Origin of the sequence: Flavobacterium sp. JLP, from assembly GCF_015350755.1 — a bacterium.
In the GTDB taxonomy this organism is placed as follows: Bacteria; Bacteroidota; Bacteroidia; order Flavobacteriales; family Flavobacteriaceae; genus Flavobacterium.
In genome coordinates this window covers 102,622-123,197 of sequence record NZ_JADKPS010000002.1, presented here as the reverse complement: position 1 = coordinate 123,197, position 20,576 = coordinate 102,622, and the positions used below count along the sequence as shown (strand labels likewise).

The 20,576-nt window shown below is 33.9% G+C and carries 21 protein-coding genes; 9 read left to right on the top strand and 12 right to left on the bottom strand.

The annotated features are described in order from the left end of the window. Positions 1 to 85: 85 nt before the first annotated feature. Complete coding sequence (locus tag IRZ83_RS06020) at positions 86 to 1,012, bottom strand: DMT family transporter (protein ID WP_029271252.1); 927 nt, start codon at positions 1,010 to 1,012, stop codon at positions 86 to 88. Positions 1,013 to 1,213: 201 nt separating this feature from the next. Between IRZ83_RS06020 and IRZ83_RS06015 the strand changes: the two genes are divergently transcribed. Next, positions 1,214 to 3,274, top strand: coding sequence for a M13 family metallopeptidase (locus IRZ83_RS06015; protein WP_194567519.1), 2,061 nt, complete (start codon positions 1,214 to 1,216; stop codon positions 3,272 to 3,274). Positions 3,275 to 3,340: 66 nt separating this feature from the next. On the opposite strand, the gene IRZ83_RS06010 is transcribed toward IRZ83_RS06015, so the two are convergent. The 11 genes from IRZ83_RS06010 to hemA all read right to left on the bottom strand — a co-directional run bounded on the left by IRZ83_RS06010 (position 3,341) and on the right by hemA (position 12,696). Further along, entirely contained in the window at positions 3,341 to 3,742 is a 402-nt protein-coding gene (locus tag IRZ83_RS06010) for a c-type cytochrome (protein ID WP_029271250.1), read from the bottom strand. A gap of 2 nt (positions 3,743 to 3,744) precedes the next feature. Beyond that, positions 3,745 to 4,737, bottom strand: coding sequence for a porphobilinogen synthase (gene hemB, locus IRZ83_RS06005; protein ID WP_194567517.1), 993 nt, complete (start codon positions 4,735 to 4,737; stop codon positions 3,745 to 3,747). A 113-nt stretch (positions 4,738 to 4,850) separates the two neighbouring features. Further along, positions 4,851 to 5,738: a fructose bisphosphate aldolase gene (locus IRZ83_RS06000; RefSeq protein WP_194568279.1), complete on the bottom strand. Its 888-nt coding sequence runs from the start codon at positions 5,736 to 5,738 to the stop codon at positions 4,851 to 4,853. Positions 5,739 to 5,825: 87 nt separating this feature from the next. Further along, positions 5,826 to 6,767 (bottom strand): DUF4421 family protein, encoded by a 942-nt coding sequence (locus tag IRZ83_RS05995; RefSeq protein WP_194567515.1) that lies wholly within the window; start codon positions 6,765 to 6,767, stop codon positions 5,826 to 5,828. Further along, positions 6,758 to 7,660 carry an oxygen-dependent coproporphyrinogen oxidase gene (gene hemF / locus IRZ83_RS05990; RefSeq protein ID WP_194567513.1) on the bottom strand — a complete coding sequence of 301 codons (903 nt, stop codon included), beginning with the start codon at positions 7,658 to 7,660 and terminating at the stop codon, positions 6,758 to 6,760. The genes IRZ83_RS05995 and hemF overlap by 10 nt, the downstream gene beginning before the upstream one ends. Further along, positions 7,650 to 8,201, bottom strand: coding sequence for a GNAT family N-acetyltransferase (locus IRZ83_RS05985; protein ID WP_194567511.1), 552 nt, complete (start codon positions 8,199 to 8,201; stop codon positions 7,650 to 7,652). Before IRZ83_RS05985 ends, hemF begins: the two co-directional genes overlap by 11 nt. A 1-nt stretch (position 8,202) precedes the next feature. Beyond that, on the bottom strand, positions 8,203 to 8,580 hold the full coding sequence (locus tag IRZ83_RS05980) for a hypothetical protein (protein WP_194567509.1): 378 nt from the start codon (positions 8,578 to 8,580) through the stop codon (positions 8,203 to 8,205). 70 nt (positions 8,581 to 8,650) lie between these two features. Beyond that, on the bottom strand, positions 8,651 to 9,676 hold the full coding sequence (gene hemE, locus IRZ83_RS05975) for a uroporphyrinogen decarboxylase (protein WP_194567507.1): 1,026 nt from the start codon (positions 9,674 to 9,676) through the stop codon (positions 8,651 to 8,653). Between the two features lie 103 nt (positions 9,677 to 9,779). After that, positions 9,780 to 10,445: a uroporphyrinogen-III synthase gene (locus tag IRZ83_RS05970; RefSeq protein WP_194567505.1), complete on the bottom strand. Its 666-nt coding sequence runs from the start codon at positions 10,443 to 10,445 to the stop codon at positions 9,780 to 9,782. Next, positions 10,446 to 11,369, bottom strand: coding sequence for a hydroxymethylbilane synthase (hemC, locus tag IRZ83_RS05965; RefSeq protein WP_194567503.1), 924 nt, complete (start codon positions 11,367 to 11,369; stop codon positions 10,446 to 10,448). Positions 11,370 to 11,445: 76 nt separating this feature from the next. Then, positions 11,446 to 12,696: a glutamyl-tRNA reductase gene (gene hemA / locus IRZ83_RS05960; RefSeq protein WP_029271233.1), complete on the bottom strand. Its 1,251-nt coding sequence runs from the start codon at positions 12,694 to 12,696 to the stop codon at positions 11,446 to 11,448. Between the two features lie 227 nt (positions 12,697 to 12,923). Between hemA and IRZ83_RS05955 the strand changes: the two genes are divergently transcribed. From IRZ83_RS05955 to IRZ83_RS05920, 8 genes are all read left to right on the top strand, one after another. Further along, positions 12,924 to 13,796: a helix-turn-helix domain-containing protein gene (locus tag IRZ83_RS05955; RefSeq protein ID WP_029271231.1), complete on the top strand. Its 873-nt coding sequence runs from the start codon at positions 12,924 to 12,926 to the stop codon at positions 13,794 to 13,796. Between the two features lie 224 nt (positions 13,797 to 14,020). After that, complete coding sequence (hemH, locus tag IRZ83_RS05950) at positions 14,021 to 15,034, top strand: ferrochelatase (protein WP_194567501.1); 1,014 nt, start codon at positions 14,021 to 14,023, stop codon at positions 15,032 to 15,034. A gap of 89 nt (positions 15,035 to 15,123) precedes the next feature. Next, positions 15,124 to 15,672 carry a CopD family protein gene (locus tag IRZ83_RS05945; RefSeq protein ID WP_057115399.1) on the top strand — a complete coding sequence of 183 codons (549 nt, stop codon included), beginning with the start codon at positions 15,124 to 15,126 and terminating at the stop codon, positions 15,670 to 15,672. A 126-nt stretch (positions 15,673 to 15,798) separates the two neighbouring features. Continuing rightward, positions 15,799 to 16,203, top strand: coding sequence for a hypothetical protein (locus IRZ83_RS05940; protein WP_194567498.1), 405 nt, complete (start codon positions 15,799 to 15,801; stop codon positions 16,201 to 16,203). A 131-nt stretch (positions 16,204 to 16,334) separates the two neighbouring features. Beyond that, positions 16,335 to 17,750: an ATP-binding protein gene (locus IRZ83_RS05935; RefSeq protein WP_035666932.1), complete on the top strand. Its 1,416-nt coding sequence runs from the start codon at positions 16,335 to 16,337 to the stop codon at positions 17,748 to 17,750. Positions 17,751 to 17,760: 10 nt separating this feature from the next. Next, on the top strand, positions 17,761 to 18,543 hold the full coding sequence (locus IRZ83_RS05930) for an enoyl-CoA hydratase/isomerase family protein (protein ID WP_029271225.1): 783 nt from the start codon (positions 17,761 to 17,763) through the stop codon (positions 18,541 to 18,543). A 118-nt stretch (positions 18,544 to 18,661) separates the two neighbouring features. After that, complete coding sequence (locus tag IRZ83_RS05925; RefSeq protein WP_029271224.1) at positions 18,662 to 19,063, top strand: hypothetical protein; 402 nt, start codon at positions 18,662 to 18,664, stop codon at positions 19,061 to 19,063. A gap of 204 nt (positions 19,064 to 19,267) precedes the next feature. Continuing rightward, complete coding sequence (locus tag IRZ83_RS05920) at positions 19,268 to 20,509, top strand: hypothetical protein (protein WP_194567496.1); 1,242 nt, start codon at positions 19,268 to 19,270, stop codon at positions 20,507 to 20,509. Positions 20,510 to 20,576 lie beyond the last annotated feature (67 nt).

Genomic DNA, 20,576 nt, shown 5'->3' with positions numbered 1-20,576 from the left:
CGTTCTTTTTAACAAAGAACACTCCATTCATCGCCACGATTTCATGAATTACAATTCAAATACAAATTCGTGAATTGGCGGCAAATTATTTTAGCTTCGATTTCCGGATTGATTTATTAACTAAATACAATCCGGTTAAAGTAACTAAAACTCCAATTGCAATGGCTTGTGTTAATGGTTCTCCAAAAAGGAAAAAGGCTAAAATAATGGCTACAATCGGATTGATGTATGCGTAAATACTGCTTACTTCTGTCGGAAGATGCTGTAAAGTGTATATAAAAGCAATGAAAGTTAAAATAGAACCAATAATAACTAAATAAAAAATTGCCCACCAAGCTGTTATAGGTATTTCTGTCAAAGGAATGTTCATGTCTGCAGTTTGGGTAATTCCAAATAAAATAAAACTTGAAATAAACATTTGAAGTCCCAGACTAAAATACGGATTAAAACTTGCTGCCTTTTTCTTGGTATGCAAGATTCCGAAAGCCCAAGTTATGGTTGAAGCAACAGACAAGAAAATTCCGAATTGAAAATCAGGTCTTAAAAAATCACCCAAATGATCCATAAAGATGATACAGATTCCTGCAAAGCAGATTAAAAGTCCTGTTACCGCTAGTTTAGCAATTCGTTCGCCTTTAAAAAAACAGATAATGACAATCCAAATTGGGAAAATAGCTCCAATAATTGCACCCAAACCACTGCTGATGTATTGCACGCCCCAAGTGCTTAAGCCATTACTGCAGACAAAATTCAAAATGGCCAGAATCAAAATAGTTCCCCATTGCTTGCCTCTTGGCCAAGGTTCTTTTTTCAGAATAAAATATCCAACATACATTATCCCGCCTAAAAACTGGCGAATCATCGCCAATTGCAAAGCCGGCATATGTTTTACACCTTCTTTTGAAGCCAGCCAAGTGGTTCCCCAAAAGAAACTTACCCAGCACAAAGCCAGAATTGGAAGTCCGATGGCTTCTATTTTTCCTGAAAAGGCATTCTGAATTTTTGCTCTCACTTTTATGTTTGTTCTTTTGACAAATATTCCAAAAACAATTTAAATATTGATCTAAAATGTGAGATAATATTCATGAAAATTTTAGGTCGAATCTATTCGAAAATTGAATACAGATGCTCCAGTCAAATATTGGAAAAATTTAACATAGAATTTAAAATAATAACAATATGTTTGTAGATATACTAAAAACTATAAATTAAAATGATTAAACAGCTTACTAAACCTATGTTTTGTGTTGTTTCTGCAATGTTTACATTGACAGCAGTTCAGGCTCAAAATGCAAAACCAAAAGAACCAGGTATCAATGTCTCTTTCATGGATACAAAAGTTAGTCCGGGTGACGATTTTTTTCGTTATGTAAACGGAACGTGGTTAGATAAAACTGAAATCCCAAATGATAGAAATTCATGGGGAAGTTTTAATGAATTACGTCAAAAGACAGACAATGATGCTCTTGCCATTTTAAAAGAAGCATCAAAAGATCCAAAGTACAAATCAAATACAGATCAAGGTAAAGCAATCGCTTTATTCAACACGATCATGGATACTGTTGGAAGAAATAAAAGAGGTATTGAGCCGCTTAAGCCTTACCTAAAGAAAATTGACGCTATTAAAAATGTAGCCGATTTACAAAACTATCTTATCGAAATGCAGCCTCAAGGTGGTGCTGGTTTCTTTGGAGTTTATGTTGGAGCAGATGCTAAAAACAGTAACAAAAACTCTGTTAGCTTAGGCCCTGGAGGTTTAGGATTATCTGATAAAGATTATTATAATGCAGATGACAAAGATTCTAAAGAAAAACGTGAGAAATACGAAGTTCACGTAGCTAGAATGATGCAATTTCTTGGAGAAACTCCAGCAAAAGCTAAAGAAAGTGCAAAACAAATCTTGGCTTTAGAGGTTGAAATGTCAGCTCCAAGATTGGACCGTGTCGAAAGAAGAGACCGCAGAAAGCAATACAACCCAACTGCAGTTGCAGATTTGAAAAAGAATACACCTTCAATTCAGTGGGATAAATATTTTGCAGGAATCGGAATGGCAAAATTAGATACAGTGAATGTTTCGCAGCCACGTTATATGATTGCGCTGGAAAAAACTTTTACCGAAAAGAAAATAGAAGCTTGGAAAGAATATTTAAAATGGTCTATTTTAAACAGAGCAGCTTCAACTTTAAGTACTGATATCGAAAATGCAAATTTTGATTTCTACGGAAAAACATTAACAGGAGCTTTAAAACAACGTCCACGTGAGGAAGTTGCTTTGCAAGTTATCAACGGAGCAACCGGAGAAGCTTTAGGAAAGCTTTATGTAGAGAAATTATTTCCTGCTGAAGCAAAAGACAAAGCAAAGAAAATGATTGCAAACGTAATGCTGGCTTATAAAAACAGAATCAACGCTTTGCCTTGGATGTCTGCTGAGACAAAAACTAAAGCAATTGAGAAATTAAATAAATTAACAATTAAAATTGGATATCCTGACAAATGGAAAGATTATTCTGCTTTAGAGCTTAAAAATGTTTCTGAAGGCGGTACTTATTTTGATAATATGAAAAATATTTCAAAATGGGCTTATGCTGAAAATGTTGGTAAATTAGGAAAACCAGTTGATAAAACAGAATGGGGAATGTCTCCACAAACTGTAAATGCATATTTCAATCCATCTTACAATGAGATTGTTTTCCCTGCTGCAATTTTACAGCCTCCTTTCTACAATTATCAAGCTGATGAAGCTGTAAATTATGGTGGAATTGGAGCTGTTATTGGTCACGAAATTTCACACGGATTTGATGATTCAGGTGCACGTTACAATGCTGATGGAAATCTTGTTGACTGGTGGACTGCTGATGACTTAAAACAATTTACTGCTCTTGGTGGAGAACTTGCCGCTCAATATAGTGCATTAGAGCCATTGCCAGGAATTCACGTTGATGGTAAATTTACTTTAGGAGAAAATATTGGTGACTTGGGAGGTACAAACGCAGCTTACGACGGTTTGCAATTGTATTTAAAAGAAAACGGAAATCCAGGATTAATCGACGGATTTACCCCAGAACAGCGTTTCTTTATTTCTTGGGCTACAGTTTGGAGAACTAAATCTAGAGACGAAGCTATTAAAAGCCAAGTTAAAACAGATCCGCACTCTCCAGGAATGTATAGAGCGGTTGTGCCAATTCAGAATTTGGATACTTTTTACCAAGCTTTTGGAATCAAAAAAGGAGACAAGATGTACGTAGAACCAGAAAAACGAGTTAAAATCTGGTAATATTTTAAATATAAAAAACGGCGCTAATTTAGCGCCGTTTTTGTTTATATGATATAAGAGTATTGTTTATTTCGAATTGCTGTAAATATACGCTTCTAATGCTTTTAATTCCTCATCCGACATTGCCTGTGTCACTGGGAAATTTGTTTTCATTACAGAAAACTGACTTGGATCGACAATTGGATCTGCATTTCCTTTTAAGAAAGTAACGATATCTCCTTTTTTTTCTTTGTAGGTTTTTCCAATTTCCTGAATGCTTGGCCCGATGATTTTTTGATCTACTTGATGGCAAGAAGTACAATTTCCTCTTCCTTCAAAAATAGCTTTTCCTAAAGCTTCTGGAGTTTTCGCTTCTGCTGATTCTCCTTCTGAATAATTTTCTGTATTTGTTTGAACTTTGTTTTCAGTTGTTTCTTTTTTACATGATGCTAAAGCCAAAACAGCGGATAAGAATAATACTTTCTTCATCATTATTTATTTAAAATTACAGCGGCTTCTTTTGCGAAGTAAGTTGAGATAATACTTGCCCCAGCACGCTTAATGCAATAAAGTTGCTCTAACATAATTTTGTCATGATCTAACCATCCTTTTTCTGCTGCGGCCTTTACCATAGCGTACTCACCAGATACTTGGTAAACTGCAACTGGCACATGAACGGCATTTTTTACCTCGCGAACAATATCCAAATAAGCAATTCCTGGTTTTACCATTACAATATCTGCGCCTTCTTCAACATCTAATAATGCTTCACGAATTCCTTCAATTCTGTTGGCATAATCCATTTGATAAGTCTTTTTATCCTTTGGAATATTTTGAGAATCGACAGGAGCAGAATCTAGTGCATCACGAAACGGTCCGTAAAATGCAGATGCATATTTTGCACTGTAACTCATGATTCCAACATTGAGATGTCCGTTTTCTTCTAATGCTTTTCTGATTGCTAAAACGCGTCCATCCATCATGTCGCTTGGTGCAACAAAATCGGCTCCGGCTTCAGCGTGACTTAAACTCATTCGGGTTAAGGCATCAACAGTTGCGTCGTTAATTAATTGACCGTTTTCGATAATTCCATCATGTCCGTAAATAGAATAAGGATCTAGCGCAACATCAGGCATAACAATCATTTCCGGAACAGCATCTTTTATAGCGCGAATAGTTTGCTGCATCAATCCGTCTTTATTCCAGGCTTCAACACCTTTATTATCTTTAAGATTTTCGCTTACTTTTACATAAATATTCACCGCTTTTATTCCTAAATCCCAAGCTTCTTTTACTTCTTTAATTGTATTGTCTAATGAATGACGATAAATTCCTGGCATTGATGGAATGGCAACTTTTACATCTTTTCCTTCAGCCACAAACATTGGAAGCATAAAATCCTGTGGACTCAAACTTGTTTCACGAACTAAAGAACGAATTGATTCATTGGTTCTTAAACGGCGGTTTCTTTGTAATGGGAACATGTTGTTTAATTTTAGATTTTACAATGCAGATTTTAGATTTTTCTGCAATCTTAATTTTTTTATTAATTGATTATAAAGACTTTCGACTTTATGACTTTTAATCTTTCGACTAATTATGTAATAGAAGCTTCGTAAATGGCCGCAATTGTCTTTTCTAACTTAGTATTAAAATCAGCATCAGATTGACCTGCAGAAAGTCCCTCAGATAATGCTCTTGAAAAACTGGCAATCAATCCGTGATTTTGAGATAGTTTATAATTAGCTTCATCTTGACCATATCCGCCAGACAATGCCACAACGCGCACTACATGCGGATCAGATATTAATTCTTTATAAAAGTCATTCACAGTTGGGATCGACAGTTTCAGCATTACTTTCACATTATCATCTAATAGGCTAAGTTGTTTTTTAATTTCTTCTTTTAAAATTGCTTCTGACTTTTCTTTATCAGCGCTGTAAATATCTACTTCGGGTTCAATAATAGGTACAAGTCCTTTTTCAAAAATTTGCAAACCTACCGCAAATTGCTGTTCAACTATTTCTCGAATTCCTTCACTATTAGCTTCTTTTATAACAGAACGCATCTTAGTTCCAAAAATATTTCTTTCTACAGCTCGGATTAACAATTCGTCTAAACCAGCAATAGGTTTCATTAATTGTACGCCGTTTGCAAGATCAGCAAGTCCTTTGTCTACTTTTAAAAACGGAACTATATTTTTCTTTTCCCATAAATAGTCGGCAGTCCATTGGCCGTCAACTTTGCGATCCATTGTATTTTCAAATAAAATGGCTCCCAAAATATAGTCACTGTCAAAGGCAGGACTTTTAATTATTCGAGTTCTCATTTCATGAACAAGAGTGTACATTTCTTCATCATTACTAAAACTGCTTTCTTGAACGCCATATAACGATAATGCTTTTGGTGTACTTCCGCCACTTTGATCAAGTGCTGCGATAAATCCTTTTCCAGAATGCATGCGATCTAGTTGTGCCTTATTTATATTTCTCATAATGATAATTTATTTTATTATAAATACTCCGTTATTGCGAGCTTCAGCTCATATGTAATATTGTTCATTCTAAAATTTTCAAAGGCCAGTCTTCTCATTCACCTTCTCGTAAACCTCTTTTACTTTGTTTGGAGGATCAAACCGGTATCCAATACTTAATTTTACAGTTGATATATTATCATTAAGTCTATCTTTTGCAGACTCTTTCTGAATAAAATTAATTGTATTTAAACTCGCAAAAGCAAAAAACCGATCGGTATTGTATGCTAATTTTAAATTTAGATCCAGCTGATAAAGTGCCGAAACATCACCATCTATATCATTAATTCCAGCGCCAAATGCAATTCCGGTTCCGATTAATATTCTATCACTAATCACAAAATTATAAAAATAGGAGGGCGCTAACGAAAAAACATAAAAATCTCCGTTGGAAGAATTTGGCTCATTATTTAAATTTAAATTCGTGTAATAAAACGAAAAATTAGGAATAAAACTACCGGAACTTTTAGTTTGCCATTCGTTTTGATTCACTAAAGTTTTATAAGAGAAATTATCGTTAAAAACATACGAAGTTGTTCCTCCAATTTTTGTAGTTCGCATTCGCGGAAAAGGAACTTGAACACTTTCTTCGCTGGCATAAAATCCTTTTTGATTAATGAACGTGAAAGACTGCATCCATTTTTTATGATAAAAACGGGTATTGAAACTAAATAATTTTGAATCTGAATTATCTTTGTTTACATCAAAAAACTTCGGCGAAAAGCCAAAACTTATGTCAACGAACTTATAGCCTAAACTCAAACCTAATTGTTCCTGTCGATTCGGAATCAGGTCAATGTAATTCTTTTGACCGTTTGTGGTAAATCCGATTTGAAAATTGTTGGAAGTATCTAAATAATAAGAGCTAACTGTAACTTTATCATCATACGATTTAAAATAGGGATTTTGCAGCGAATCTTTTTGGGCAAAACACCCAAAAGCGTTTGCAAAAAATACTATATAAATCAGTTTTAGATCCATTCGCGCGGATTTTCTAATACATTTACTAATTTCTCCTCCTCACTTCCTTTTTCGGCATGATGATCATAAACCCATTGCACATGCGGAGGCAGACTCATTAAAATACTTTCGATTCTTCCGTTGGTTTTTAAACCGAATAAAGTGCCTTTATCATGAACCAGATTAAACTCAACATAACGTCCACGGCGGATTTCTTGCCAATTTCTGTTTTCTGAGGTATATTCTAAATTCTTTCTTTTCTCTACAATTGGAACATAAGCTTCAAGAAAACTATTTCCAACTTCAGATACAAAATTAAACCAATTTTCCATTGACATTGTTTCATTTGCTTTGCAATAATCAAAGAACAAACCGCCAATGCCACGTGCTTCGTTACGGTGCGCATTCCAAAAATACGAATCACATTGTTTTTTATATTTGGAATAAAATTCCGGATTATGTTTATCACAAGCTGTTTTACACGTTTTGTGAAAGTGGGTTGCATCTTCTTCAAACAAATAATAAGGCGTTAAATCTTGTCCGCCGCCAAACCATTGTTCTATTACTTTTCCGTGTTCATCATACATTTCGAAATATCGCCAATTGGCGTGCACAGTAGGAACCATCGGATTTTTAGGATGAATTACTAAACTTAATCCACACGCAAAAAAATCAGCTTCGCCAACGCCAAACATTTTTTGCATTGCTTCTGGCAGTTTACCGTGAACAGCAGAAATGTTTACACCGCCTTTTTCAAAAACAGTTCCGTTTTCGATAACGCGTGTTCTTCCGCCTCCGCCTTCCGGACGTTTCCAAAGGTCTTCACGGAATTTTGTACTTCCGTCAACAGCTTCTAATCCTGCACAGATCTGGTCTTGTAATTTTTGTATGTAGGCGTAAAATTTATCTTTCATGAGTATTATATTCTGATTTAAGCAATCCGAAATAGACCGTGTTTTGCAATTCGCCATCACCATTTCTAAATTCGTCTCTTAAAATTCCTTCTTGTTTAAAATTGTGTTTTAATGCAATTCGCTGGCTTGCCATATTAATTTCTGAAGTGCAGATAAAAACTTTGTTCATTTTTAATTCGTTGAAACAAAAGTCCAGCGCATCAGAAACCATTTTTGATGTTACGCCTTTTCCCTGATAATCTTCATCTGCAAAATAGCCCAATTCACATTTTAAAATGCGGTAATCAATCGTTTTTACACACAAATAACCAATTAAATCGTTGGTTTTAATGTCTCTTGCATAAAAATAAAATCCTTCATTGTTTTTTTCTTTATCAAGACTCACTGCCAGAAAATCTTCAGCTTTCTTTAATGAATCGGAATTGGCAAGTGTTACTGGGAAAGTTTTTCCAATATGATTCCTATTCTTATTGACTAGTTTATAAAACGCTTCGGGATGAACATGTTCAATTCGGTCTATTTTCCAAGCTGTAAAACTCATGTTATCTGTTTTTGGCTGAAGCAATTTTTGCGTTTATTCCAAATGAAAAAACCTTGCTTTCCTGTTGAATATATTGGTAAATGGCCAAAGCTTTATTTTTAAAATTATAATTTTCGACATGGGAAAAATCCATTAAAAAATCAGCAAATTGTTCCAATTGATTAAAATCTAAATGACATCGAATTAATAATGTTATCAATTCTTCATTTTGATAATCAACGAGAGTTTGAATATTTAAACCAAATTCTTTTAACTGATTTTCAATATCTAATTTTGTATCATCTGTCAAGGGATGAGGTACAAAGTCAAGCGAGCGCAATGTTTTCAGTACATTGTCAATTCTGATGCTTTCCTCGTCTCTTAAGCCTTTGTTTAGCATTATTTTTTGAGTTTTGAGTCCCAGTTTTCAGTTTTAAAGTGACTGAAAACTAAGACTGAATGCTTGTATACTATTGTCCGTATTCCTTAACCGCGTCAATAAACGCTTTTGCGTGATCTACAGGGATATTTGGCAAAATTCCGTGACCTAAATTTACAACATATTTATCTTTTCCGAACTCGTTTATCATTTCGTGAACCATTTTTTTGATGGTTGGAATTGGAGAAAGCAATCTTGACGGATCGAAATTTCCTTGTAAAGTAATATTTCCGCCAGACAAATAACGTGCATTTCTAGCCGAACAAGTCCAGTCTACACCTAAAGCAGAAGCCCTACTTTTACCCATTTCACCTAAAGCAAACCAACATCCTTTTCCGAAGACAATAACCGGAGCGTGATCTGCTAAAGCTTCAACGATTTGGTTGATGTATTTCCATGAAAACTCCTGATAATCAACCGGTGAAAGCATTCCGCCCCAAGAATCAAAAATCTGAACAGCATCAACTCCAGCTTTTACTTTTTCTTTTAAATATAAAATAGTAGTATCTGTGATTTTTTGTAATAATGTATGTGCTGTAACAGGATTTGAAAAACAGAAGCCTTTTGCGGTATCAAAACTCTTAGAACCTTTTCCTTCAACAGCATAACAAAAAATTGTCCATGGCGAACCGGCGAAACCTATTAACGGTACTTCGTCGTTCAGCATTTCTTTGGTTAATTTAATAGCATCCATTACATAACCAAGACTTTCCTGAATATCCGGAACATAAACGCGCTCAACATCTTCTAATGAACGAATCGGATTTGGTAAAAACGGGCCAAAATTCTCTTTCATTAAAACTTCGATTCCCATTGCTTGAGGCACAACTAAAATGTCTGAGAACAAAATCGCTGCATCTGGAGCAATTCTGCGAATTGGCTGAACAGTAATTTCTGCTGCCAATTCTGGCGTTTGACAACGTGTGAAGAAATCGTATTTATCACGTAAAGCGATAAATTCTGGCAAATATCTTCCGGCTTGGCGCATCATCCATACTGGCGGACGTTGAACAGTTTCTCCTTTTAATGCTTTTAAAAATAGGTCGTTTTTTAACATTTCTTATTTGTTTATCCTGCAAAGTTTCAAAAACCTTGTAGGTATTGTTGTTGATTAATATATACCTACAAGGTTTTTGAAACTTTGCAGGAAACGTTTCTTATTATTTATATTCTTCTAAAACAGCTTCTAAAACATCTTCAACCGTTGGCTGATCTGCAATGAGTATGTTTTTTGTAATTTTATGTAAAACTTCGGCAGTGGTTTCTCCAATGCAAAAGCATTTTTCTTTCTTAATAGTGTTCTCTTTTAAATAACTTTCAACGCCAGACGGACTAAAAAATAGTATTGCATCAACTGCAGTTTTTATTTTTTGAGGTGTTAATGAAGTATTGTAAACCTGAATTTCGTTGAATTTTATATTGGCATCTTTTAGGGCTTTTGGCAAAGTTTCTCTACGAAGATTTCCGCTAAAAAAAGTATAGTTTTCGTTACGGTAAATCAAAGTGATAATTTCTGCCAAATCTGAAGCGTAACCAGTGTAAGCCACAACATTAAAACCGCTTTCAGATAAAAGGATTTTAGTTTTTAAGCCAACACAAAAAACATTCTTGCTTTTCAGCTCCTCTGATTTTGGATCTGCTAAAACGCTGTGAACGGCATTTTGGCTCGTAAAAATTAGATTCTCGTTAATATCTTTTAATTCGAAAGATTTATTTTGAGTTTGGATAAAATCTGCTTCAAGAACTTCAATGTTGGATTTTACCAATGCTTGTTTTTGTTCGCCTGAAAGCTTTTTTGTAGATAATATTTGAATTGATTTTGCCATTTATTTTTTTAAAGATTCTTTAATAGATGCCATCAATTCCGTTCCGCCGTTGTTCAGAATTTCCTGAGCCGAATGAAAACCTAATTTTTTCCATTCTGAAATATCAACAGTTTTATTGATTTCTAGTTTTTGTTTTCCATCAACAGAAAGCAAAACACCCTGAAAATGCAAAGTGTCTTCGTCTTCATTATATGTTACTAAAGCTCCAATTGGTGCAGTACAACCGCCTTCGAGTGTTCTTAAAAACTGGCGTTCTATATAAGTACAAATTTCAGTCTCAATATGATTTAGCTGCGAAAGTGCGTCAAGTGTATAATTGTCATTTTCCATTGCTACAACAAGCATTGCTCCTTGTGCCGGGGCGGGAATCATCCAGTCTAAATTAATGTAATTTTCTGGTTTTATGTTAATGCGCTCCAAACCTGCCGCGGCAAAAACAGCTCCGTCCCAATTATTGTCTTGTAATTTTTGCATGCGTGTGTTTACATTTCCACGTAAGTCAACCACAGTATGATTTGGATATTTATTAAACCAAAGTGCCTGGCGTCGTAAACTTCCGGTTGCAATGGTGCTTGGATTCGCAAAATCTGGATTTCCTTTATGAACTAAAATATCTAAAACATTTGCTCTTTCTAAAACAGCAGCCTGAACAATTCCTTTTGGCAATGCTGTTGGAACATCTTTCATCGAATGAACCGCAATGTCAACATCGCCATTAATCATGGCAATGTCTAAGGTTTTGGTAAAAATTCCGGTAATTCCCAATTCGTAAAGTGGTTTGTCCAAAATAATATCACCTTGAGATTTTACTGCAACAATTTCAGTTTTGTAACCTAAATCATTGAGTTTTTTTTCTACATTATGTGCTTGCCAAAGTGCTAGTTCGCTATCGCGAGTTCCAATTCTGATTGTTTTTTCAGCCATGTTTTGTTTTAAAACCAAGGTTTTTGTTTTTTACCATTAAGCTTAATTAGCTTAATATCTTAATGGTAAAATAAATTTAGGATGCTTTTATTTTGAAGACTTTTTCGATCCATTCGATGCTTTCATCTACCATGGTGTCGTCGTCTTTTAAGTGATTAGCAAAATGTGTAGTGATTTTTTGAATAATTCTGTTGCTGATGATTTCAGCTTGAGCTTCATTAAAATCTGCAATTTTTCTGCTTTGAAAATCCAATTCTGAAATTTTAATGGCATTCAGTTTTTCTTTTAAAGCATTAATTGTCGGTGCAAATTTTCGGCCTTTCATCCAAACTAAAAATTCTTCTTTGATTTCTTCGATGATAGCTTCAGCTGCTGGAATATGCAGTTTTCTATTTTCCAAGGTTTCATCTGTCAACTGAGACAAATAATCCATGTGAATTAAAGTTACGCCTTCTAATTCTTCTACGTTTTCGTGAACGTTTTTCGGAATCGATAAATCTAAAATCAATAAAGGTTTTTTTAGATTTAAAATCGCTTTGTCTACCGTTGGGTTTTGTGCGCCAGTTGCAACAACCACAACATCCGCTTTCTGAAGTTCTAAGTGTAATTCTGAATAATCTTTAACAATTAAATTCAGTTTTCCTGCTAATTTTTCAGCTTTATCCTTAGTTCGGTTGATTAAAGTAATATGTTCATTTTTAGTATGTTTTACTAAATTCTCACATGTGTTTCTTCCGATTTTTCCTGTTCCGAAAAGCAAAATATTTTTATTGCTGATGTCTTCTACATTTTTAAGAATGTATTGTACCGATGCAAAAGAAACTGAAGTCGCCCCAGAACTGATTTCTGTTTCGTTTTTGATTTTTTTGCTCGCCTGAATCACTGCATTCACCAATCTTTCCATAAAAGTATTGGCTAAATTCATTGATTTTGAATGGATAAAACTGGTTTTGATTTGAGAAATAATTTCAAAATCGCCTAAAATTTGGCTATCTAAACCTGTTCCTACACGAAACAAATGATTAATTGCTTCTTGATTTTTATACACGAAACCAACTTTCTGAAAAGCATCGACTGAACCGTTGCTGTTATCACAAATTAGTTTTATTAATTGAAATGGGTGTTCTGCAAAACCGTAGATCTCAGTTCTGTTGCATGTCGAAGTGACAATCAAACTTTCTATTCCTTCAGTTTTAGCTTGTTCCAGCAAACGCGTTTTGGCAATTGCATCCAAACTAAATTGACCTCTTACCTCAGCATCAGCTTTTTTATAACTCAGACCAACTGAGTAAAAATAAAGGTGTTTCGGTACGTTATTGTTTTCCATAAATTCACTTTCATAAAAGTGGAACAAAATTATCATTATAGTGTTTATAAAAGTAACGCTCAAAGTACTTTTTGTATCGCTGCATGTTTTTTTGATTCTAAAGAGCTGTTTTTATGCAAAAAGAAGTACTTTTGTAGCAAAATCAACTCGTTAGAAACTATTTGTTTAGAGTCATTCTAAATAACATTTCCAATTTGCATCGATTTTATTTTTAAAAAAACATCGCTATGAGTTCTCAAGAAATTATAAAAATTGAAGACGACTTTACGCTAATCCGTTTTCAAAACGACAGTTCAGAATCTTTTTATGCGCAACATGAAGTAGGTAGTGGCCTGATACAGTTTCACTTCGGAATAAAAGGCAATGCAAAATTTCTGTTTAATCAGGGTACTTATGCCTTAGATTTGAAGGAAGAAAAATCACTGCTTTTGTACAATCCGCAAAAAGAATTACCGCTCAATTTAGAGTTGGCTCCAAATTCGTGGGTGATTTCTGTAATTGTTTCCATTAAAAAATTTCACGCGTTATTTTCTGCAGAAGCCGATTATATTACGTTTTTAAGTCCTGATAATAAGGATAAAAAGTATTATAACGAAGGAAATATTAGTCCGTCAATGGCGATTGTTTTGAGTCAGTTGTTTCATTACAATCTTCATCCATCCATAAAAAACCTTTATTATAAAGGAAAAGGATACGAATTATTGAGTTTGTATTTTAACAGAACCGAAGATCCAAATGCAGAACAATGTCCGTTTTTGATTGATGAAGATAACGTTTTAAAGATCCGAAAAGCAAAAGAAATTATCATCGCTAATATGGCTGAACCGCCAGGATTACAAGAACTGGCAGATGAAATTGGTTTGAATTTGAAGAAACTCAAAATGGGTTTCAAACAAATTTACGGCGACACGGTTTATGGTTTTCTTTTCGACTACAAAATGGATTTCGCCCGAAAACTTCTAGACAGCGGTTCTTATAATGTAAACGAAGTGGGATTGAAAATTGGCTACAGCACCGGAAGTCACTTTATCGCGGCATTCAAAAAGAAATTTGCTACAACTCCGAAAAAGTATTTGATGTCAATTAATACGAATGTTTAAACACAAATTTCACAAATTAACACCAATTAAAAATCTGCTAGATCTGCAAAATCTGCGGGAGAATTTTAAAAGAGATGTTTGCAAATCAATTTTCGATATTCAGCAATAAATAAAAAGTAATAATTATCATATTTCTAAAAAGCAGTAAATTCTACTTTTGACGAAAATTAAAATAAACAAAATGCTTAAAGCCTAAAGCTTAAAGCCTAAAGCAAAAAACAATAATGAAAGGCGTATTATTAGTAAACTTAGGATCTCCAGAAAGTCCAACACCAAAAGATGTAAAACCCTATTTAGACGAATTTTTAATGGATAAATACGTGATCGACGTTCCGTATTTATTAAGAGCGTTATTGGTTCGTGGAATCATTTTAAGAAAGAGACCAGAAGAATCAGCACACGCTTACGCGAAAATTTGGTGGGATGAAGGTTCTCCATTAGTAGTTCTTTCTGAAAGAATGCAGAAAAAAGTACAGCCTTTGGTAAATGTTCCGGTTGCGTTAGCAATGCGTTACGGAAGCATGACAATCGAAAAAGGACTTCAGGAATTGCACGATAAAGGTGTAGATGAAGTAATGCTTTTTCCTTTATATCCCCAATATGCAATGGCTTCGACTTTGACGATTTTAGTAAAAGCTGAAGAAATCCGTAAAAAGAAATTTCCAAACATGAAATTTACAGATGTTCCGGCATTTTACAACAAACCAGATTACATCAAGAATTTAGCAGATTCGATTCAGAAACATTTAGTTGGATTTGATTACGATCATTTATTGTTCTCTTATCACGGAATTCCAGAGCGTCATATTCGCAAAACCGATGTAACCAAATCACATTGTAAAATTGACGGTTCTTGCTGTAACACGCCTTCTGCGGCGCACGATTTTTGCTACCGTCACCAATGTTATGAAACTACAAAACAAGTCGTAAAATTATTAGGACTTCCAGAAGATAAATACAGTTTGACTTTTCAATCACGTTTAGCAGGTGATAAATGGTTAGAGCCTTATACTGATGTTGAAATTGACAACATGCCTGCAAAAGGAATCAAGAAATTAGCGGTTGTAACGCCAGCTTTCGTTTCTGACTGTTTAGAAACTTTAGAGGAAATCGCGATGCGCGCCAAAGAAGATTTCGAAAAAAATGGAGGAGAAGAGTTTTTAGCCATTCCATGTTTGAATGACGATGATGAATGGTGCCAGACAGTTTCTAATTGGATTAATGATTGGGCTAAATAAATTTTTGTTTCAGGTTTAAAGTTTCAAGTTATGTTCCACTGTGAGAAATAACCTGAAACCTGAAACCTGAAACCTGAAACTAAATATTAATGGAATATTATAACTACTTAAAATCACTGCATCTTATCTTTGTAATAACCTGGTTTGCTGGTTTGTTTTATATTGTGCGTTTGTTTGTGTATCAAATAGAAGCCAACGAAAAACCTTCCCCGGAAAAAGAGATTTTACAGGCGCAATACAAAATAATGGCCTACCGTTTGTGGTACATCATTACATGGCCGTCGGCGGTTTTGGCGAGTATTTTTGCTTTTTGGATGCTGTTTTTTACAGATGCAGGTCATGTATGGATGAAAATGCCATGGATGCACGTAAAATTATGCTTCGTTTTCCTTTTATATTTATATCACGGAAAATGCCATCAAATTTTTAAACAATTACAAAACGATGAGGTAAAATATACCAATAATTTTATGCGTTTGTGGAATGAAGGCGCAACGATTATTTTGTTTGCAGTTGTCTTTTTAGTAGTTTTAAAAAGTGCTATCAACTGGATTTTCGGTGTAATCGGAATTATTTTATTCTCGGTTTTAATAATGCTGGGATTTCGTTTTTATAAAAGAATTAGAGAAAAAAAATAGTTTTTTTAGTTTCAGGTTTCAAGTTTCAAGTTGCCAAACGCAACCTAACCTGAAACTTGAAATCTGAAAGAAATAAAACAAAATCCCATGCGTAATAAATTTACAATATTTTTTATTTTAATATCAATGACACAGTTTGGACAATCAAAATTTGAAAATGAAAAAGTGGAAATATCTTTTGATAAGAATATTGATAGTAAAAAAGTATCTGTAAATTTATCTCAAGGAACTTGGAAAATAGATTTATATCCGATATTTCAAAATAATAAATTAATTGAAAGTGCATTTCCAAATGAAGCTGGAATCTACAATTTAACTATAAACTATTCTGATAATTTATTTTATACTGAAATTGTTTTATACAAAATGAAACCGGATTTCGAGAGGCTATCTTTTGACTTTTATGAGGATTCAGGAAAAGTATTTTGTCGTATAAAATCACATTATGCCCAAGAATTGAATAAAGAAGTTATTTTAAATAAATTTAATAACGATCTTCAAGAAATTATGAATTCTATAAAGGAAAAATAGTTTTTTGTTTGAAGTTGAAATGCGCAAAGTAACCTGAAACTTAAAACCTGAAACAAAAGAAACAAAACAAAAAACAGATGCAGAACTTCAAAATGTCAATGCTTTCACTTCGTACCAGGATTTTCCTGTCGATGATTGTATTGATTGTTGTAGCATCATTTTTATTAGCTTCGATTTCGATTATTCAGTTTAAAACGGAGGCCAAAGAATATCATCAGGAACGTTTAGAACGAAAAGAAAACGCGGTAAAAGAGCACATCAATTATGTGCTTTCAACTACAACTTATCCTTTAAAAACAGCAAATCTTGACCTGATTTTTAAAGACAAAATCCACGAGCTGGCACAAATTCATAAAATCGAAATCAATATTTACGGTCTTGACGGTAAATTATTAAAATCTTCAAAAGAATCTTTTGCAGTTGATAAGGTTGCACCGCCAATTCCGGAATACATTTTGAAATTGGTTCGGTCTTCAATCGAAAAGCGCTTCGTAGATATTAAAACGATCGATGGCGTTAAAAACAGATCGTCTTACAGTTTAATAAAAGATGAAAAATTCAAACCTCTTGGTGTTTTAAATCTCCCATATTTAGAAGACGACGGCTATTATGACAACGAGTTGAATACTTTTTTGATTCGGTTAAGCCAAGTTTACTCATTTATGCTGGTTGTGGCTTTTGCTTTGGCTTATTTTCTGTCAACTTATATTACGAAATCGCTAAAAACCATTTCAGACCGATTAGAAGAAACCAATTTAGATCAGAAGAACGAGAAAATTGTTTTAGAAGCCAACAGTAAAGAAGTCAACTTCCTGATAAAAGCGTATAACGGAATGGTAGACAAGCTCGAAACCAGCGCCATAAAACTGGCTCAAAGTGAGCGTGAAGAAGCTTGGCGCGAAATGGCAAAACAAGTAGCACACGAAATTAAAAACCCGCTGACGCCGATGCGATTGACGGTGCAAAGTTTTCAGCGAAAGTTTGACCCGACAGCGCCGGATGTTAAACAGAAATTAAATGATTATTCTGAAACTTTAATTCAGCAAATTGATACAATGACAGCCGTGGCTTCGGCATTTTCGAATTTTGCTTCGATGCCGGCACAGCAAAATGAAACGTTGAATGTTGTTGAGGTTGTAGAATTAGCGTTGGATATTTTCAACGAAGATTATATTGTTTTTGAAAAAGACGAAGAAGAAATCATTTCGAAAATGGACCGTACGCAGTTGATCCGAGTCATTACCAACTTGGTTAAAAATGCAACTCAGGCCATTCCGGAAAGCCAGTTTCAAAAATCAATTGTCGTTACGGTAAAGAGACGAAACAATAATGTTGAGATTGCTGTAAAAGACAACGGAATCGGGATTCAGAAACTAGATATCGGACGAATCTTCGAGCCAAAATTTACTACAAAAACAAGTGGAATGGGACTTGGCCTCGGAATTATAAAAAACATCATCGAAAATTACAAAGGAACAATTACCTTTGAATCAACTTACGGAAAAGGAACCACTTTTAGAGTTTCTTTGCCTATCACAAACTCATAAAACCAGCGTCATGAACTACGAAAATCTTTTAATCTCGATTGAAGAAAAAATTGCAACCGTAACCATAAACCGACCTACAAAACTGAATGCGTTAAACAAAGCAACCATCAGTGATCTTAATAAAGCAATTAAATTATTAGGTAAAAATGACGATGTACGCGTTATTATTCTGACCGGCAGCGGTGAGAAAGCTTTTGTGGCTGGAGCCGATATTTCGGAATTTGCAAATTATACTATTGTCGAAGGCGCACAATTAGCAGCCGAAGGTCAAGAAACAGTATTTGATTATATCGAAAATTTAAAGAAACCCGTTATTGCGGCCGTTAACGGTTTTGCACTTGGCGGTGGATTAGAATTGGCAATGGCGTGTCATTTTAGAGTAGCTTCGGATAATGCTAAAATGGGTTTGCCAGAAGTAACTTTAGGATTGATTCCGGGTTATGGAGGAACACAGCGTCTGCCGCAATTAGTGGGTAAAGGCCGTGCAATGGAAATGATCATGACCGCAGCAATGATTTCTGCAGAAGAAGCAAAAGAATATGGTTTAGTAAATCATGTTGTGCCACAAACAGAACTTATGTCATTCACGAATGTAATTGCTCAAAAAATAATCAAAAATGCGCCATTTGCAATCGGTAAAGCTATAAAAGCGATCAATGCCAACTTCGAAGACGGTAAAAACGGATTTGATACTGAGATAAAATCGTTCGGAAAATGTTTCGGAACTCAGGATTTTAAAGAAGGGACAACAGCATTTTTAGAAAAACGTAAAGCTGAATTTACAGGGAAATAATTTTCTTAACCGCAAAGTTCGCAAGGGATTGCGCAAAGCACACAAGGAAAGTTGAGAAATTTTGTGAACCTTGCGTAAATCTTTGCGAACTTTGCGGTTAAATTATAATACAAACATCATGTCCTACGAACCAATATTTGCCCTTTTTTGTGAACGAGTTAAAGAAAGTATTCAAGCTGGAACTTTCGCAAAATTGACTTTGGCCAAAACCATTGGCGATACTGAAATTAAAAACATTTATTTTCGTTTGGTTTTGAATGAAGATAATACCTTTTCGATTTCATTAACTTCACGTTATAAAACCGAAGAAATAGAAAGCATTCACACTCTTGATGAAGCTTTGATGGTTTTAGGAACTTATATCAAAAATCCTTTTTTAACAGCACTTTTGTTTACAACAGATAATGATGTAACTTTTAAAGTAAACAAGAAAAATGCAGGAAGTATTATCGAACAAGAACCAACGTTTAAAAATGCTTCTCCAGTAATGCTGGAAATGATAGAGAAAGGATTGCTGTAAAATTGTTAAAATTTATCATTTTTATTTTTTGTGAAGCACTTTAATTTTGTGATTATGTTTTAAAAACTCAATATAGTCAATAAATTTAAGCTATAAAATTTTGTTCTTTTGTCTTATCTTGTTGCTTTTAAGTTCTTTTCTGGTATGTTTCTTTTAAAGAGCTATAGTACTTTTACACTTTATAGTAAAAAAAATTAGCTTAAAATGAAAGTGTATAGAATATCTAAGACATGGAGGATAATTATTTATAGTATTTGCTCATTCACTTCTTTGTTTTATGGAATATTTGGAATAATATTACTTCTTCCCGCAGAATTAGCGCCCTTTCAAAACAATGAGGAACCATTAGTGAATAATTTGTTGGCAGTACTATTTCTTTTTGTAGTACCGTGTATGGTATTTTTAATTTTTAAAACATATAAAACAAGAATTGTAATTACACAAGATAGTTTTCAGCTCATAGGCGTGTTTAAAAAAAAAGAACTAAAGTTTAAGGATATAAAAGGTTTTGAGGTAAGCACCAATCCAAAACTTAATTTACAGAAATTTTTAGGCGTCGAATCCAAAACCAAAGGGGAAAAAGCGATTGTTGTTAGTAATTTATTTGAAAAATTTGACGAAATAAGATCTCAGTTAAGTTTTAAAGTCGCAGATCTAAATGCTGAAAAGATAAAAGTAATTGAAGAGAAGATCACGCAAGAAAAAAATGAAATTTTAAAAAATACTAATTTTGGATTTACAATTGAAGAACGGGAAGATAAATTAAAAAAAGCACAATTATTTGCCAAACTATTAAATGGTGTAACAGCTGTTGTTATTGCCTGGTTGTTTTTTTATCCAAGGCCTTATAAATATTTAGTAATTACTTGTGTTTGTCTGCCTTTAATTGGTCTTTTAACAGTAAAACTTTCGAAAGGTTTAATTAAAGTTGATGCTGAAAAAGAGAGTGTATATCCAACAGCAGTATTTCCTCTAATGTTTCCCGGCATGATACTTTTTTTAAGAGGAATTATAGATTTTTCAATAGATGACTATTCTAATATATGGCTGCCTGCAATATTGATCTCAGTGATTTTTGTTGGTGTAATAATAGCATTAAGCAAAAAAAAGACTGTAAAAAAAGCTAAAGACTATTTTGAAATAGTAAGTTATGTCGTTTTTGGATTTATTTATGGATATAGTACCGTTGTGGCGACAAATTGCGTATTTGATAATTCAAAACCAGAAATCTTTGCTTCAGAGGTTTTGAGTAAATCTATAAGTGGAGGCAGTAAAGGCAAATTTTATAATTTAAATTTATCTTCATGGGGAAAAAACAAAGAAGCGAAAAAAATTACCGTTGAAAGTGATTTATATAATAATGTTCAAGTTGGTGATGAAGTTTCAGTTTATCGATTTAAAGGAAGATTCGATATTCCTTGGGTTGTTGTTGATTATCCGAATTAACTATTGTAGATAAAACATCCGCTAAATGCAATGCACTTAGTGGATGTTTTTTTTAGGTTAATAATTT